The sequence below is a fragment of the Chitinophaga sp. 10T418 genome, from assembly GCF_056394125.1.
Genome location: NZ_JBFTHG010000002.1, coordinates 322,490 through 337,129 on the forward strand (window position 1 = coordinate 322,490; position 14,640 = coordinate 337,129).

Annotated in this window: 14 protein-coding genes; 5 read left to right on the forward strand and 9 right to left on the reverse strand. The window is 43.9% G+C overall.

Annotated elements, in window-relative coordinates; translation table 11 throughout:
- Positions 1-3: 3 nt before the first annotated feature.
- From AC1DCV_RS05610 to AC1DCV_RS05620, 3 genes are all read right to left on the reverse strand, one after another.
- Entirely contained in the window at positions 4-2,781 is a 2,778-nt protein-coding gene (locus AC1DCV_RS05610; protein ID WP_477022253.1) for an outer membrane beta-barrel protein, read from the reverse strand.
- 98 nt (positions 2,782-2,879) lie between these two features.
- Positions 2,880-3,572, reverse strand: a complete 693-nt coding sequence (locus AC1DCV_RS05615) for a response regulator transcription factor (RefSeq protein WP_477022254.1) — start codon at positions 3,570-3,572, stop codon at positions 2,880-2,882.
- A complete protein-coding gene (locus tag AC1DCV_RS05620; RefSeq protein WP_477022255.1) occupies positions 3,569-5,050 on the reverse strand; it encodes a sensor histidine kinase in 1,482 nt (493 codons plus the stop codon). Before AC1DCV_RS05620 ends, AC1DCV_RS05615 begins: the two co-directional genes overlap by 4 nt.
- 200 nt (positions 5,051-5,250) lie before the next feature.
- Here AC1DCV_RS05620 and AC1DCV_RS05625 point away from each other — a divergent pair, with 200 nt between their 5' ends.
- The 3 genes from AC1DCV_RS05625 (at position 5,251) to AC1DCV_RS05635 (ending at position 9,592) form a co-directional block, all read left to right on the forward strand.
- A complete protein-coding gene (locus tag AC1DCV_RS05625; protein ID WP_477022256.1) occupies positions 5,251-5,748 on the forward strand; it encodes a heme-binding domain-containing protein in 498 nt (165 codons plus the stop codon).
- Positions 5,749-5,994: 246 nt separating this feature from the next.
- A complete protein-coding gene (locus AC1DCV_RS05630; protein ID WP_477022257.1) occupies positions 5,995-7,167 on the forward strand; it encodes an acetate/propionate family kinase in 1,173 nt (390 codons plus the stop codon).
- A gap of 31 nt (positions 7,168-7,198) precedes the next feature.
- On the forward strand, positions 7,199-9,592 hold the full coding sequence (locus AC1DCV_RS05635) for a phosphoketolase family protein (protein ID WP_477022258.1): 2,394 nt from the start codon (positions 7,199-7,201) through the stop codon (positions 9,590-9,592).
- A gap of 255 nt (positions 9,593-9,847) precedes the next feature.
- On the opposite strand, the gene AC1DCV_RS05640 is transcribed toward AC1DCV_RS05635, so the two are convergent.
- From AC1DCV_RS05640 to AC1DCV_RS05660, 5 genes are read right to left on the reverse strand one after another with little or no spacing between them, the layout of a single operon-like run.
- Entirely contained in the window at positions 9,848-9,997 is a 150-nt protein-coding gene (locus AC1DCV_RS05640) for a hypothetical protein (RefSeq protein ID WP_477022259.1), read from the reverse strand.
- 12 nt (positions 9,998-10,009) lie between these two features.
- A complete protein-coding gene (locus AC1DCV_RS05645) occupies positions 10,010-10,195 on the reverse strand; it encodes a hypothetical protein (protein ID WP_477022260.1) in 186 nt (61 codons plus the stop codon).
- Positions 10,192-10,710 (reverse strand): flavodoxin domain-containing protein, encoded by a 519-nt coding sequence (locus tag AC1DCV_RS05650; protein ID WP_477022261.1) that lies wholly within the window; start codon positions 10,708-10,710, stop codon positions 10,192-10,194. Before AC1DCV_RS05650 ends, AC1DCV_RS05645 begins: the two co-directional genes overlap by 4 nt.
- A gap of 12 nt (positions 10,711-10,722) precedes the next feature.
- Positions 10,723-11,559, reverse strand: coding sequence for a hypothetical protein (locus AC1DCV_RS05655; RefSeq protein ID WP_477022262.1), 837 nt, complete (start codon positions 11,557-11,559; stop codon positions 10,723-10,725).
- Between the two features lie 10 nt (positions 11,560-11,569).
- A complete protein-coding gene (locus AC1DCV_RS05660; RefSeq protein ID WP_477022263.1) occupies positions 11,570-12,403 on the reverse strand; it encodes a hypothetical protein in 834 nt (277 codons plus the stop codon).
- Between the two features lie 252 nt (positions 12,404-12,655).
- On the opposite strand from AC1DCV_RS05660, the gene AC1DCV_RS05665 reads away from it, so the two are divergent.
- Positions 12,656-13,492, forward strand: coding sequence for a hypothetical protein (locus AC1DCV_RS05665; RefSeq protein WP_477022264.1), 837 nt, complete (start codon positions 12,656-12,658; stop codon positions 13,490-13,492).
- Positions 13,493-13,735: 243 nt separating this feature from the next.
- A complete protein-coding gene (locus tag AC1DCV_RS05670; protein ID WP_477022265.1) occupies positions 13,736-14,194 on the forward strand; it encodes a pyridoxamine 5'-phosphate oxidase family protein in 459 nt (152 codons plus the stop codon).
- A gap of 20 nt (positions 14,195-14,214) precedes the next feature.
- Here AC1DCV_RS05670 and AC1DCV_RS05675 read toward each other — a convergent pair whose 3' ends face one another.
- Positions 14,215-14,613 carry a hypothetical protein gene (locus AC1DCV_RS05675; protein ID WP_477022266.1) on the reverse strand — a complete coding sequence of 133 codons (399 nt, stop codon included), beginning with the start codon at positions 14,611-14,613 and terminating at the stop codon, positions 14,215-14,217.
- Positions 14,614-14,640 lie beyond the last annotated feature (27 nt).

Below are 14,640 nucleotides of genomic sequence, written 5' to 3' on the forward strand. Positions count from 1 at the left end.
ACTTTATTTATGTTGTGATTTTGGAAAATGTCTGAATTTGTATACCGCACTGAGCAGAAAATATCTTCCCAATGCATTATTCTTCCGGTCTTCTATATATCCGTTACCGTTAATGCGGTTGATGCTGGTATTACGGTTGAGCAAATCGCGGGCTTCTGCACGCAGGGAGAATGCTTTACCGATTCCTTTAACTACAGCCGCATTCAGCAATAGAATGGTATTGTTGTACCCGGAGGCCATCCCCAATGAACTGAAACCGTCTGTTCCGGCTTCCAGTGAAGTATTCCACGGCAGCGTTACGATGGACTCCACACCATACATCAGCAGCCAGTTTTTTTCCGGCAACAGCGGTGTACCCGAGAACCGGCGCATATTCCAGGCAGCACTGCCGCGCGCTGATATGTTGATATGATCCCCCAGGTAATAGTTAAAGTTCATATCCGGCGTAATAGATAATGTCCGGTTAATGTTGGGCAGATCATTTGTAAACGTAATGCGGCGGGCATACCCGGTAGTGATGCCTGCGGTAAAGGAAGAGCCATTGTGGCCAATACCGATGCTTTTACCCACGGAGAGCGATCCGTTAAAATTACCAGCAACATTCACTGGTATGATCCGCTGTCTGCCGCTGCCTGTTTCAATACTGCTGCTATCTGTTATGTCCCTGTTGTAGTAGGTGAAATCAGCGTTGGCGTAAAAGCTATGATCCCCTTTCAGTTTAAAAGAGTTATAGGAAAGACGCAGATGCTGGGTCTTTTTCTGTTGCAGCAATGGATTTCCCTGCCGTATATAGAGTGGATCGCTGTTGTCTTCCAATGGCTGAAGATCCTCCACTGACGGGGCGATTGCTTCCATATTGTACCGGAGGATGAACTTCGATGTTTTACTACGCTTCCATTCTGCATAAGCCTCCGGCAACAGTGCCCGGTAGTTGCCATTTACCTGGTAGCCTTTCATATCGGAGCTTCCGCGGATGTTATACTGCTGCCATCCTGCCCCAACAGTATATAACAGGCGTTTATGATTTCCTGCCAGCGATAGTTTACCCGTATACTGCCAGGTATGGGCATCATAAACATCACTGAGCAGCGCATCAGGTCCGGTATAGTGGCCTATTGTATCACGGTTGCGCACCAGCCTGTTATAATTCCCCTGGCTGTAATAGAGCATTTGTCCGGCCTGTAAGCTAAGGGTACGCGATAACGGTTCCGTATATACGATGTTGCTGTTCACACTGTATACATCTGCTTTATCTGTTCGTTGCTGATCTGTGACATCTTGTTTTTGCCCTCCGGGCAGATTATAAAAACTGCCGGTAGCCTTGTTGTATGTTTCACCATTATTATGATAATACTCCGGCTTTATATTCAGCACTAGTGTACGACCCGGCTTATTCAGGCGATGACGCAGGAATATATCGGTGGTGGCCAATTGTTGCTTATTATTACTGTTGGTTTGCTGCGTGCCTTCATTCAGCAGCTTTACACCATCAGCGGTGAAAGAGTGGTAATTACGGTCTTCCCGGTTACTGCTGCTGTTGAGGCTTATATGAGGAGATATTTTCAGCGAGGTGCGTGCATTGAATTTAATATCCCCGCTCATATCTATACGCTGATTGGTATTATCACCGGCAGTATTACCTGCCTGGAGATAATTGTAGGAAGTATCCTGCAAACGATACTGCCTCGCGTAGTCATAGTTATTGTGGGTATTATTGTTATTGAAGAAATAGCTGCTGCGTAACTTGAAATTATCCCAATCGTTATTGAAGTTGAGGCCGCCGAACTTAGTGTCTGTAAGTCCGACCGGGCGCGCTATTTCAGCGATAGCGCCTTCATTGCCCTCAATCTTTACTCCTTTCATACGCGCCAGTTCTGATAAGGCGGCTGGTGGAAGATTCTTCAGCATGTCATTATCTTTCATCACCAGTTTCAGCAGCTCTGATGCGCTAAAGCCCGACTTATTGACGTTATTGCCTTTGAGCAATCCGGAGAACTGCATATCGCCTGCAAAGCTGTTGGCATTGATACCTCCTTCATATCGACCATCGGTGCCAGCGCCGGCGCTGGCATTGCCGAAGAAGCCACGCTTCCTGTTCTTTTTGGTCACCAGGTTGATTGTTTTCGTCTGCTGTCCGTCTGCCACGCCGGTGAATTCGGCCATATCACTCTGTTTGTCCAGCACCTGTACCTTATCGATCATATCTGCAGGAAGATTGCGCGTAGCAATGGTGGGATCGCTTCCAAAAAACTCTTTACCATCAACGAGGATACGCTGTACTTCCTCTCCCTGTGCTTTGATGGAGCCATCACGCTCCACTTTCACACCGGGTAACTTACGCAGCAGGTCTTCTACCACCGCATTCTCTTTGGTTTTGAATTTCGCCGCATTATATTCTACCGTATCACCTTTCATACGCACCGGTGGGATATCTTCTGTAATCGTTACTTCTTTAAGTGTCAACCCCGGTGTGAGCGAAATACTATCGGGCCATATACCGGGTACGCTTATACGGCGTTTCTGATCCTGGTAACCTAAACTGTGTATGAGCAGATCATATTTACCTGGCCGGATATGGACGAAAGAAACTTTGCCATGCTGATCAGTGGTGCCGGAACGGATCACGGTGGTATCTCCCGCAGTACGGAGAGTCAGGATTGCTCCCGGCAGCGGCTTCCCATTGACAGCATCATGAACGGATGTTTGAAATGATTCCTGTGCCGCGACAACGCMCGGTAGCAGGAAACATAAAAATAAAATGATGGGTAGCATCCTTATCATAGTCATTTGCATTAATCTGTTGCAAAGCTATAGTGATGCTTTTTCTGAATGGGTTAACGGGTATGTATATAGTCTTAATGAGTGTTAAAACTTTTCGCTTATGTGATGAGCTTAAATCCACGCGCACGCACATTGATGATCTGGATATTATTATCCAGGCGCAGGTACTTCCGTAGCCGGGTAATATATACGTCCATGTTGCGGGCATTAAAGAAACTGTCATCTCCCCATAACTCCAGCAGTATATCTTTCCGGGAGGTGATGTTACCGAGATTATCAGCCAGCATTTTCAACATATCGGCCTCCCGCTGAGATAAACGCTGAACATCGCTTCCATGGTGAAGCTCCTGCCGGTTATAATCAAACACATATTCACCGAGGCGGAGCTGACCAGTGGCGGGTGCTTGTTCCGGCATCGTCATCGTTCTTTTCAGCAGGGCATGTATGCGGAGTATCAGCTCCTCCATGCTGAATGGTTTTTTGATGTAGTCATCAGCCCCTGCACGGAAGCCTTTCAGCACGTCCTGTATTTCTCCTTTGGCAGTAAGGAATACAAGTGGCGTTTTATTGTCTGTTGTCCTGATTTCCTGTACCAGTGTAATCCCATCTTTCTTCGGCATCATTACATCTATTACGCATACATCCGGTCTGAAGCTACGATATAGCTCCAGCCCCTGTACGCCGTTAAAGGCTTTGACTACTTCAAATCCTTTCATTTCCAGCGTTTCTGCCAACACACCGGCCAGTACTTCTTCATCTTCTACCAATAACAAACGTATCGGCTGGCTCATAATTTTTTCATTTGTATGGTAAATACAGTTCCTTTTCCCGGCGTGCTCTCTGCGCTGATCGCGCCATTCAGACGTTCTATCAGGCGTTTCGCATGACTGAGCCCCAGCCCGTGTCCTTTTACCTCATGAATATCTCCGTGAGATACACGATAGAATTTATCGAAGATATAAGGCAGGTGTTGTTTTTCAATTCCTACTCCTTCATCTGCTATAAAGAAGAGATAATATTGTTCGTTCTCTCTCACCTGTATGAATATACGTTTTTCTGGTGTGACAGTATACTTGATAGCATTGTCGATCAGGTTGGAAAAAATTGTTTTCAGTGCGACCGGATAGGTGTGCAACAGGTCATTCCCGGTTTGAATATCCAGCTCAATATCCACGCCCGGTAAACCTAAAAACCGTGATACAACTGCTTTCAGCAGCGCTGTGAGGGATACCGTTTCCCCGGCGCCGGCCATATCGTCATCGTCATGTTCAAGTCTTGTCAATGCCATAATATTGTCGACAAGCCCCTGCAATTTGCGGATTTCATCTTGTCCGAGGCGGAGATAGCGTTCGGTTTTTTCCGGATCATTCATGCCACCGAAAGCAAGTAAGGCCTCGTTGGTGGCGCTCAAAATGGCAACCGGTGTTTTCAGCTCGTGGGTAATATTGCTGATAAAATCATTTTTCATCACCTCCAGCTTCTTCTGCCTGACAATAATGCGCCACAATAACCAGATACAGCCAATGATCAGCAATACCAGGAAAAAAGAAAGTATAATTGGCCAGAGAATTTTAAACAGTAACAGGCTGTTGATACCTTCAAATCGCACCAGGAGCATCTCCGACTTATTCTGCCTGACAACAGGTAATGTTACAATACCGGGAGTGTTCTCCCATTGGCTATTGGGTGGTGACAGGGAGATCCTGAATGGCAGCGTAATCTGTCTCTTCTTCAGTTCCTTTTTATAATTAACGGCCAGCAGTACTGTATCTATTTCCACCAGGTTAGACAATGAAAATACATTGGCAATCAGTTTCGTCACATCCAGGCCACTTCCTTCCGCCCTTATTTCTCTTTCAATAATGGTATCGCTGCTGTTATATTTACTCTCATTGGGAAGCTTCGAGACGATCTTAATACCTGGCTGGTTTTTGCTTCTATGCAACAGTGAATCAAAAAAGTTTCTATCTCCATCGCTGATCTTTACACTGCTCCTCACCTCAAATTTCCCGGTGCTGTCACTTTTACTTCCCGGGTCAAACCGTTTCACGGATTCCACCATTGTCACATCATGGGCTTTCTGCAGGGCATCTGTTGCTACCTGCCGAAAACTCTTATCCTGGCTGAAATAGGAAGTTCGCAACCAGTATAGCTGAAATGCCAGTACTGCCAGAGCAGTGGGTATTACAATCCACCAGATGCGCCTGATAATAGTGTCCATACCGCAAATGTAAGTGATGCCCGACACCAGCCAAAAGATTATTAACACTCATTAACAGTTTTGCAGGATACGTTAACAGTTGGAATAAGGGATTCTATCCTGCAAAATTGTGCTATCATTGTTTAATGCAAGACAGGTTTTTTGAGGTTAGAGCTGAGATATGGACACTATATGCGTTCCACAGGCTTAAACAGTAACATTGTAACCCTGGCATTAAAATTTAAGTAGTTATTCAAGACTGAATTCATATGAAAAAAAAGAAGATCCTCCTATGGATACTATTACTGATAGCTGTGTTGATACAGTTTTATCGCCCTGCAAGAAATATATCTGCTTCAGCACAGCCTTATGACATCACCACTGCTTACAACACTCCCGCTGAAGTAAAGGATATTTTAAAAAGAGCCTGTAATGACTGTCATAGCAATAACACCGTCTATCCCTGGTATGCAGAAATTCAGCCGGTAGCCTGGTGGATGAACAAACATGTGGCAGATGGAAAACGTCATCTTAATTTCGATGAATTTACGAACAACCGGATTTCCCGGCAGTATAAAAAACTGGGCGAAAGTACCGAGATGGTAAATGAGGGAGAAATGCCATTATCATCTTATACCATTATTCACTCCAATGCCAGGTTAACGGCGTCTGAAAAGAAACTTTTCAGCGACTGGTGCGAAGGAATACGCAGCATGATGAAGGAAAAGTATCCTGCTGATAGCTTTGTTATTAAAAAAAGAGTATAAGCGCAACAGCGCTATGTGCTTATTAATAAAGCATTTAGCACTATTGCCATTTGCATGAATTTTTGTTGCCCCAAACAACCATATACAAGTACCTTGCTCGCTTGTTTCAACAGGCAAAGCGCCCATCCCTCCTGCTATAAAGTGGCAATAATGACTACTATCAAAGATTTACATGACGGCTGTCATAGTAATACGACAACTAAAGCAAGAACTTTGGAACTGCTTACTACACTTTAATACCTTGTTATGCTGTTAATCATTAATGGTGGTTCGTCCAGCATCAAATTTGCCATTTTTAAACAAACTGATCAGCCGGAAAAAGTTCTTTCCGGGCAGATTGATAATATTGGCAAAACTGGCACCAGCCTTAAAACGCTGGAAGCGAACAATAAGGTAGCAGCGGCCATTCCGCTGGATGCTGTCACTAACTATTCTTCTTCCATTCATTACCTGGTAAAATGGCTGGAAAATCATATAKATTTTAATGAGATAACCGCCATTGCTCACAGAGTTGTTCATGGTATGCAACATACTGCACCTGCTGTTATCACGGAAGCTTTGCTCGCATCCTTAAAACAGATCATTCCTTACGACCCCGATCATCTTCCCGGTGAAATCAATCTGATGGAAGTTTTCCGGCAACATTACCCGAATAAAATTCACATTGCCTGTTTCGATACTGCCTTTCACCAGACAATGCCTCGTGTAGCCAGGTTGCTACCGATACCCAGAAGATTTGAAAACCAGGGAATCGTCAGGTATGGCTTCCATGGCTTATCCTATCAGTATCTTATGCTGGCATTGGAAAAAATAGCCGGAAAAGAGAGTGCCAATGGCCGCGTGGTACTGGCTCATCTCGGAAATGGCGCCAGTCTGGCTGCTGTGCACCAGGGACAAAGTATGGATACCAGTATGTCCTTTACACCGGCAGCCGGTATTCCCATGAGCAGCAGAAGTGGCGATATTGATCCCGGCGTGGCATGGTATATTATGAAATCTGAGCATCTCTCTGCCGACCAGTTTAATCATCTTATTAATCATGAATCCGGACTACTGGGAATGTCAGAAACGAGTGGTGATATGACAGACTTACTTATACAGGAAAGCTCCGATTTCAGGGCCTGTGAGGCCATCAGCGTATTCTGTTATGAAGTCAGGAAAAAGATTGGTGCTTATTCTGCTGCGCTGGGAGGAATTGATACACTGGTATTCTCCGGCGGTATCGGAGAGAACGCGCCAATTATCAGACAACGTGTATGTGAGCATTTAAAGTTCCTGGGCATCGAACTGGACAATGAGCATAATCAGATGAATAGCAGTCTTATTTCTGCTGATAACGGGAAAGTGGCTGTAAGAGTAATACCGACTGACGAAGAATGGATGTTGGCACAAATAGTGAATGGCATGATCAGCCTTTGAATAATATCATTATCAGAAAAAATTTATCATAATGAATAACCTAACAGAAACAGTCATCAGTAAAGAAGCGCCTTTATCCCCGGCTTTGCTGGATAAGATAGACGCCTATTGGCGTGCCGCTAATTATATATCAGTTGGTCAACTCTACCTCCGGGATAATCCACTGCTGCGCGAACCATTACAGCTGGCGCACATAAAAAAAATGCAATTAGGTCACTGGGGAACCACCCCGGGTCAAAATTTCATTTATACGCATCTCAACAGGGTCATCAGCAAATATGACCTTAATATGCTCTATGTATCCGGCCCCGGGCATGGAGGACCCGCTGTAGTAGCCGGGACTTACCTGGAAGGCACTTACAGCGAAGTATATCCGGCTGTTACACAGGACGAAGACGGACTAAGAAAACTATTTACACAGTTTTCCTATCCCGGTGGTATTTCCAGCCATGCTTCCCCGCAAACACCCGGCTCCATTCATGAAGGAGGTGAATTGGGTTACTCTCTCAGTCATTCATTTGGCGCTGTTTTAGATAACCCATCTCTTATTGTAACCTGTGTTGTGGGAGATGGAGAAGCCGAAACAGGTCCGTTGGCTACTGCCTGGCATTCCAATAAATTCCTGCATCCTGTTACAGACGGAGTTGTATTGCCGATTCTGCATCTGAACGGATATAAGATTTCCAACCCAACTGTATTAGCCAGAATTTCGCATGCCGAATTAGAACAGCTGTTTTCAGGTTATGGCTGGACACCTATTTTTGTAGAAGGTTCAGATCCTGCAGACATGCATCAGGCCATGGCGGCGGCATTGGATAGGGCCATCACCCAGATCAGCCATATAAAACAGGATGCAGCAGATCATATAAAAACAGATCGTCCGCGATGGCCTATGATCATCCTGAGATCTCCCAAAGGCTGGACCGGACCTAAAATAGTAGATGGATATAAGATAGAAGGTAATTTCCGTTCTCATCAGATACCGCTGGCTGTTTCTGCCAATAGCCCAGCAGACCATCTTCCCATGCTGGAAGCCTGGATGAAAAGCTATAAACCCGAAGAACTCTTTGACGAAAAAGGACAGCTGAAAAAAGAGATAGCAGCATTGGCTCCTAAAGGAGAAAAACGGATGGGAGCTAACCTTCATGCTAATGGTGGCTTGCTCACAAAAACACTCAGAATGCCTGATTTTTGTAATTATGCAGTTAACCCCACTGAACGGGGAAAATTAGGCGAAGGAGATGTTCATGTTAGCGGGCGCTTCTTACGGGATATCATTCATCTGAATAAAGACAACAACAACTTCAGGATCTTTGGTCCCGATGAAACGGTATCCAATCGCCTGGAGGCAGTGTTTGAAACCACCAGCCGGCAATGGAATGCCGACACTGAAAAAAATGATGAGTTCCTGGCTCCCACCGGAAAAGTGATGGAGATGCTGAGTGAACACCAATGTGAAGGCTGGCTGGAAGGCTATCTGCTGACAGGCAGACATGGAATATTCAACTGCTATGAAGCCTTTATTCATATCGTTGATTCCATGTTTAACCAACACGCGAAATGGTTAAAAATGACCCGCGAAATTCCGTGGCGCAGAAAAATCCCATCATTAAACATACTGCTTACTTCCACCGTTTGGCGACAGGATCACAATGGATTCACACATCAGGATCCTGGCTTTATTGATCATGTTATTAACAAGAAAGCTGAGATTGTAAGGGTATACCTTCCGCCCGATTCAAACTGCCTGTTATCTGTAATGGATCATTGCCTCCGCAGTATGCATTACGTGAATGTAATCATTGCAGGAAAACACCCCTCCCCTCAATGGCTCAATATGGAAGAGGCTATTCAGCACTGCAGCCGGGGATTAAGTATATGGGGCTGGGCGAGCAACGACCAGGAATGCGAACCGGATGTAGTGATGGCCTGTAGTGGCGATGTGCCAACATTGGAAACCCTTGCTGCCGTATCTCTCCTGAGGAAACATCTGCCGGAAGTTAAGATCAGGGTGATCAATGTAGTGGATCTCCTGAAGCTGGAAAGACAAACAGAACACCCACACGGATTAAGCGACAAGGATTTTAATGCGCTTTTTACTACTTCCAGCCCTGTCATCTTTGCCTTTCATGGTTATCCCTGGCTCATTCACCGGTTAACCTACAGCAGAATCAATAATAGTAATATCCATGTAAGAGGATACAAAGAAGAAGGCACTGTTACTACTGCCTTTGACATGACTGTACTGAATGAAATGGACCGCTTCCACCTGGTAATGGATGTGATAGATCGCTTACCTCAAACCGGTAGCAGAGGTGTTTATCTGAAGCAGTTGTTGCAGGACAAACTGGTGGAACATAAACAATATATAAAAGCGAATGGGGAAGATATGCCTGAAATAAGCAACTGGCAATGGGAATATTAACGTATAGAAAAGCGGATGTTTTACATCCGCTTTTTTCATCATTTTTTCGCCTCTTCCATTTTGGACCTGGGTATAATTGTGGATGATCTCCTCCCTTTATTATGCCTGGTCGTATCTGTAACGTCAACATTATCGCGTTCAACACTGACAGGTGTTCCGACCGGTGATATAATCGCTTTATGCGGATGCCCCACCAACTTCACATCTTCCCATTGCTGAAAAACAGCAGGTCTACAGGGGTAAAAATATATAGTGCTAAGGCTCCTGTCCATACAAAAACTGTATTGCGGCTCTGGTTATTCGCATATCTGTCGTTAACGTATCTGCGGTAGCCGGCATCTTCCAGCTATTATCTATCACTGCCTGTACCAGCGCAGGCTCATAATCTTTTGCATCCAGCCCCACACAGATAGCTTGCTAAAAATAGCGGGCCAGCAAATCCAGCTGATGTCGGCCTGCTGCAGTAAGCCAGACAGGTTGCCCGTCCATTTTCTGATAAAAAATATCTGTAGCGGAATCTGTTACCGGCCAGCTATGTGGGTTGTGCGGTAAGGCAGCACAAAATCCCGGCAATGATAGTAATATAAAAATGAAACTTTTCATTTAACAGATACCTCATTTAGTTTACCCAGCATATCAACGATTCCGAAAAGCAATTCTCTTTTCACATCATTATAATCTGTAGTTACAATACTTTCACCACGGCCTTTCGCCAGACTGGAGCCTATCCTCAGCAAAATCTTATCCGAAAGGGAAAGCTTATTGAACTCCAGCTTGCCTGGAAGGAAAAAGCAATTACACCTGGTTCTGATTTCAGCCGCAATATTAGCGGTAATGTATTCCTGTAACTTCTCCTTTTCTGAAACAGGTGTGCCTGCTACCAGGAAAAGAAACAGCTCCTTACTTACCAGCAACTTACGGTGCTTCTCTATCCATTTGCGTAACTGCAATTTCCCTATATAAACGCTGGTTCCCATAATTATATAATCAGCTGCTTTCAATTGTTCCTCCATCTCGCCCCCAGCCAATATTGCCGGTATATTGAGGATATTGCCTAACCAAATGGCATACTGACGGGTAGCCCCATATTTTCCTTTATAAATGATGATGCCTTTCATAAAAAAAATGCTTTAAGGGTGCGTGATAAAAACAGGAATATTAGTAGTACGCAATATATTTTCGGCATCACTATGATGGAAAAACCGGGATATATCACTCCGTCCAAAAGCACCATAGGTGATTATGCAATCGTTTCGTCTTATTAATAACGCAAGGAAGGCCGTTGCAGGCTCTCCATTCATAATAACAAATTCTACCCTGTCATAATGCGTTTTCAGATAGCTGCGCAGATGATATTCAAACGGCATCACCTTCTCGTTGTCTTCTGCTACATAGACTACTTTTACCGGCATATCTTTAAAACCCGGGAAAAGCAGTGTAAACTGCCGGATCGCATAAATGGAGGAATAGGTACCGTTATAAGAAAATATTATTTCTTTAATCGGCGAAAGTACATCCGGCAATACCATCACGGGGGATTCTGCCTCCACCAGGACGTCCTTTACAAACCGTGGCGACTGACTGTCTGAGAGGGCGGCAAAAGACGTGCTGTTACTGATCATTAACAGATCTGCAAAACGGCTGGCCGCCACCACTTCTTCCACGGGATAATTAACTGATTCTTTGATTTCAATACCAATATGATCGTTATCGCAGATCTGATGCAGCTGCCTGATATTTTTATTTCGCTGCCATTGAAGCGCAGCCCTGCCTTCGGCACTGATCTGATCATAGGTGACCGCATAGGATTCCGGCAACATACTGGCCACGGGAATAGTACCGGTGGTCAGATTATCCATACAAACAACTGTTAATGCACTGTCAGCCTCGCGTGCAAAATATTTAAAGCCCTCCATCTGATTATCAGAAAAATGTAAGGCATCAATGGCTGCTATAATCTTTTTCATAAAACATTGGTTAGTGATGTGAAATAAATATTGGTTGAGTAACTAATTTTACTACTGGATCTGCCGGATTTTGAAATACAACTTTTGATAACAAACTTCGTCCATAAGCCCCCATCACAATAAATACGTTCTCTTTAACAAGCAGGTATTCCATCAGTCGTCCGCTTATATTGGTATCTTCCAGCACAATCAGCTTTGCATCTTCATAGTGTACGCTTAACCACTCTTCCAGCCTTGCCCTATCCCCCTTCATCTGGCTGGCCGTTTCTGTAACACTCAATACGGTCACCTTACTATGCCTCAATGCAGGAAATAAATGGGTAAACTGCTTAATAGCAAACATAGACGAACTGCTGCCATTAAAGGTGAAGATTACTTCATCAATTCCATCGAAGTTTGATGGCGCGATAATAACCGGGCACTCCGACTTTTCTAATATTTCTTTTACAAAAGCAGTAGGGCTGCTTTCCGGTCGCCACGAAAAGCTGGTAGCGGCATCAACTACCAGCAGGTCTGCATACCTGCTTTCCTTCAGTACTTCTGCCACTGGCATTCCCAAATTCTTATGTATGTCACAGTTAACACCATTTGCTTCACAGATATTTTTAAACAAAGAGATATTCTCATCCCTGTAAAGCTGTTTCTGTACATCAAGTGACACACCTGGAACCGGCGCACAAACAGCTATCTCCTGGATAGCTTCACTGGACCTGAGTTCCAACTCCTGGTTTTCAAGAAATATACCTGTCACTTTTGAATGCGTCAGGTTACCCAGGTAACAGGAAAAATCAAGACACTCCCTGCTCATGGTAACTGCATCTGATATAAATAATACCTTTTCCATAAATAATATTTTTGAATTTATAAACGCCTTTCAACACTGCTGACCGGGCTTGATAAAACTGTCTGTCGGTCTTTTTGCTTAGTGAATAACTTTGATGCTAAGCTACCTTCTCTGGTATCTGAAAAAAATGATGGTTCTCACCCCACTTGCTGATTGAAATCATAAAACCCGTAATGTATCCAAAATCATATCCAGCTATGACTATGGTCATATTTAAACGATTTCAGCCTGGCTATCTTTAAACAAAAAAAGATGGAAAAGATATTACTGGTAGTGTGTGGTGCAGCACCCACGCAAACCACCCTCAATTTCGCCTGCTATCTGGCCAATATGACCCGCTCACGACTGACAGGCTTCTTCTTTGAGAAGGAACACTATACTTCTGAACCCGCATTAAAACAGGTATATGGCATGCCCTATGTAGAAAGTGTTACCGCCGGCGGCCTTCCAGAACACTACCTGAAGGCAGAAAGAATAGAAGACCATATGCGGTTATTTGAATATACTTGTGAAAGCAAAGGAGTACGAGCCTCTATAAGATACCTGGAGGATAATATCGTTGAAAGCCTCATCAATGAAAGCAGATTTTCGGACCTGATTATAGCAGATGCAGCGGTTTCCTATATTTCAAAAACACAGGAGGCGCCCTCAGCGCTACTACAACATCTTCTGGCCGCCGCACAATGCCCTGTAATAATAGCACCTTCTTCTTTTACGCCTGTTAACGAAGTGGTTTTCTGTTACGATGGCAGCCCATCTTCTATTTTTGCGATGAAGCAACTGACTTACCTGCTGCCTGAACTGGGAGAATCCAAAGCCACGGCAGTTCAGATCAGCGAAGAAGATATTCCGGCCAGCGAAAAAAAATGTATTACAACATGGATGAGCAGGCATTTTGAAAGTTCAGATTTTGTTACACTGAAAGGAAATACAGAACAGGCATTATTTGATTATCTGCTCAAAAAACAACATGCGCTGGTGGTAATGGGAGCATACGGCAGAAGCATAGTGTCCAGGCTGTTCAAACGTAGTCATGCTGATTTACTGATTAAAACGCTGGCTTATCCACTCTTCATAACACATTATTGATTACCTGTTTCATTTACATCAACTTACTGTTATGTTACATGCTTTATCTCACACACCCGGAAGATATGCCATCAGGGAATACGGTACCACTGTAATTTCCTGGGGAATCAGCATACTGTTACTGATTATTGGATTTCCCATTTCAATACAGCTTGTAAAGGAGCTACTACTGCTATTTTACGAGGTTCTTGTTCAGTGCAGGTATTAATACTTTTATATTCCTGATCTTCTTAAAATATCTTTATGTTAGGTAAATTGAATTATGATGAAATTGACCAGGTGTTAGCGCACAATGTTACCGGCCGTATCGGATGTACGGATGGAGAAAAAGTATACATTGTACCTGTTAATTATGCGTTCAACAATACATATGTCATCGCACATTCGCAGGAAGGGATGAAAATAGAAATGATGAGAAAACATCCACATGTCTGTTTCCAGGTAGATGAGATCATCAGTCTTACCAATTGGCGCAGTGTTATCGTTTGGGGAGATTATGAAGAAGTGACTGATTTAAAGGAAAAATACTATGCTATGAAATTTCTTGTTAACCGTTTGTCCCAATTGCGCGCAAGTGAAACGGCTGGTGTTGCTCAAATGCACCAGGAGATGGCCATGCAACATACTTCAACCAACATCATAAGGCCGGTACTTTACAGAATTCGTATCCATGAAAAAACCGGCAGATTTGAAAAGGAGTAATCAGTCTGCCGGTAGCTACTTCAATCATCATTCGAATTTTGTGGAAACTGCAACCTGGCGCGTTTTACGGGTCTTCCCGCATTATTCAGCTCTTCCAGTGTCCAATTATCTGTTATGGTAGTTTCCAGCCACAAATTTCCTGCTTTGCGGAGTATCTTCGCACTCAATCCGAAAATATAGCTAAAATCATGCTCCACTGCACCTGCTGTCCTGTAATAGCTGATATCCAGCCATCCGAAGCTATGTATCATTCTTATTTTTTCAATTGCTGTATCAGGTGATATTTTCTCTGCTTCAGGAGAGCATGCTCCTATTGTATGTGGTTTCCTGAAAAACTCCAGTTTCAGGTAGGGATACATGGTTTGGAACTTCTCCTGTATATCCCGTACCACTGCTTCTTCGCTAATATATATCTGCATAAAAAAGTGTTTTAGTTAATACAAGTT

Excerpts from the sequence above, each read along its gene's own strand:
- AC1DCV_RS05615 (WP_477022254.1), bottom strand. The coding sequence starts at position 3,572 with ATGAGCCAGCCGATACGTTTGTTATTGGTAGAAGATGAAGAAGTACTG.
- AC1DCV_RS05625 (WP_477022256.1), top strand. The coding sequence starts at position 5,251 with ATGAAAAAAAAGAAGATCCTCCTATGGATACTATTACTGATAGCTGTG.
- AC1DCV_RS05635 (WP_477022258.1), top strand. The coding sequence starts at position 7,199 with ATGAATAACCTAACAGAAACAGTCATCAGTAAAGAAGCGCCTTTATCC.
- AC1DCV_RS05645 (WP_477022260.1), bottom strand. The coding sequence starts at position 10,195 with ATGAAAAGTTTCATTTTTATATTACTATCATTGCCGGGATTTTGTGCT.
- AC1DCV_RS05650 (WP_477022261.1), bottom strand. The coding sequence starts at position 10,710 with ATGAAAGGCATCATCATTTATAAAGGAAAATATGGGGCTACCCGTCAG.
- AC1DCV_RS05655 (WP_477022262.1), bottom strand. The coding sequence starts at position 11,559 with ATGAAAAAGATTATAGCAGCCATTGATGCCTTACATTTTTCTGATAAT.
- AC1DCV_RS05660 (WP_477022263.1), bottom strand. The coding sequence starts at position 12,403 with ATGGAAAAGGTATTATTTATATCAGATGCAGTTACCATGAGCAGGGAG.
- AC1DCV_RS05665 (WP_477022264.1), top strand. The coding sequence starts at position 12,656 with ATGGAAAAGATATTACTGGTAGTGTGTGGTGCAGCACCCACGCAAACC.
- AC1DCV_RS05670 (WP_477022265.1), top strand. The coding sequence starts at position 13,736 with ATGTTAGGTAAATTGAATTATGATGAAATTGACCAGGTGTTAGCGCAC.
- AC1DCV_RS05675 (WP_477022266.1), bottom strand. The coding sequence starts at position 14,613 with ATGCAGATATATATTAGCGAAGAAGCAGTGGTACGGGATATACAGGAG.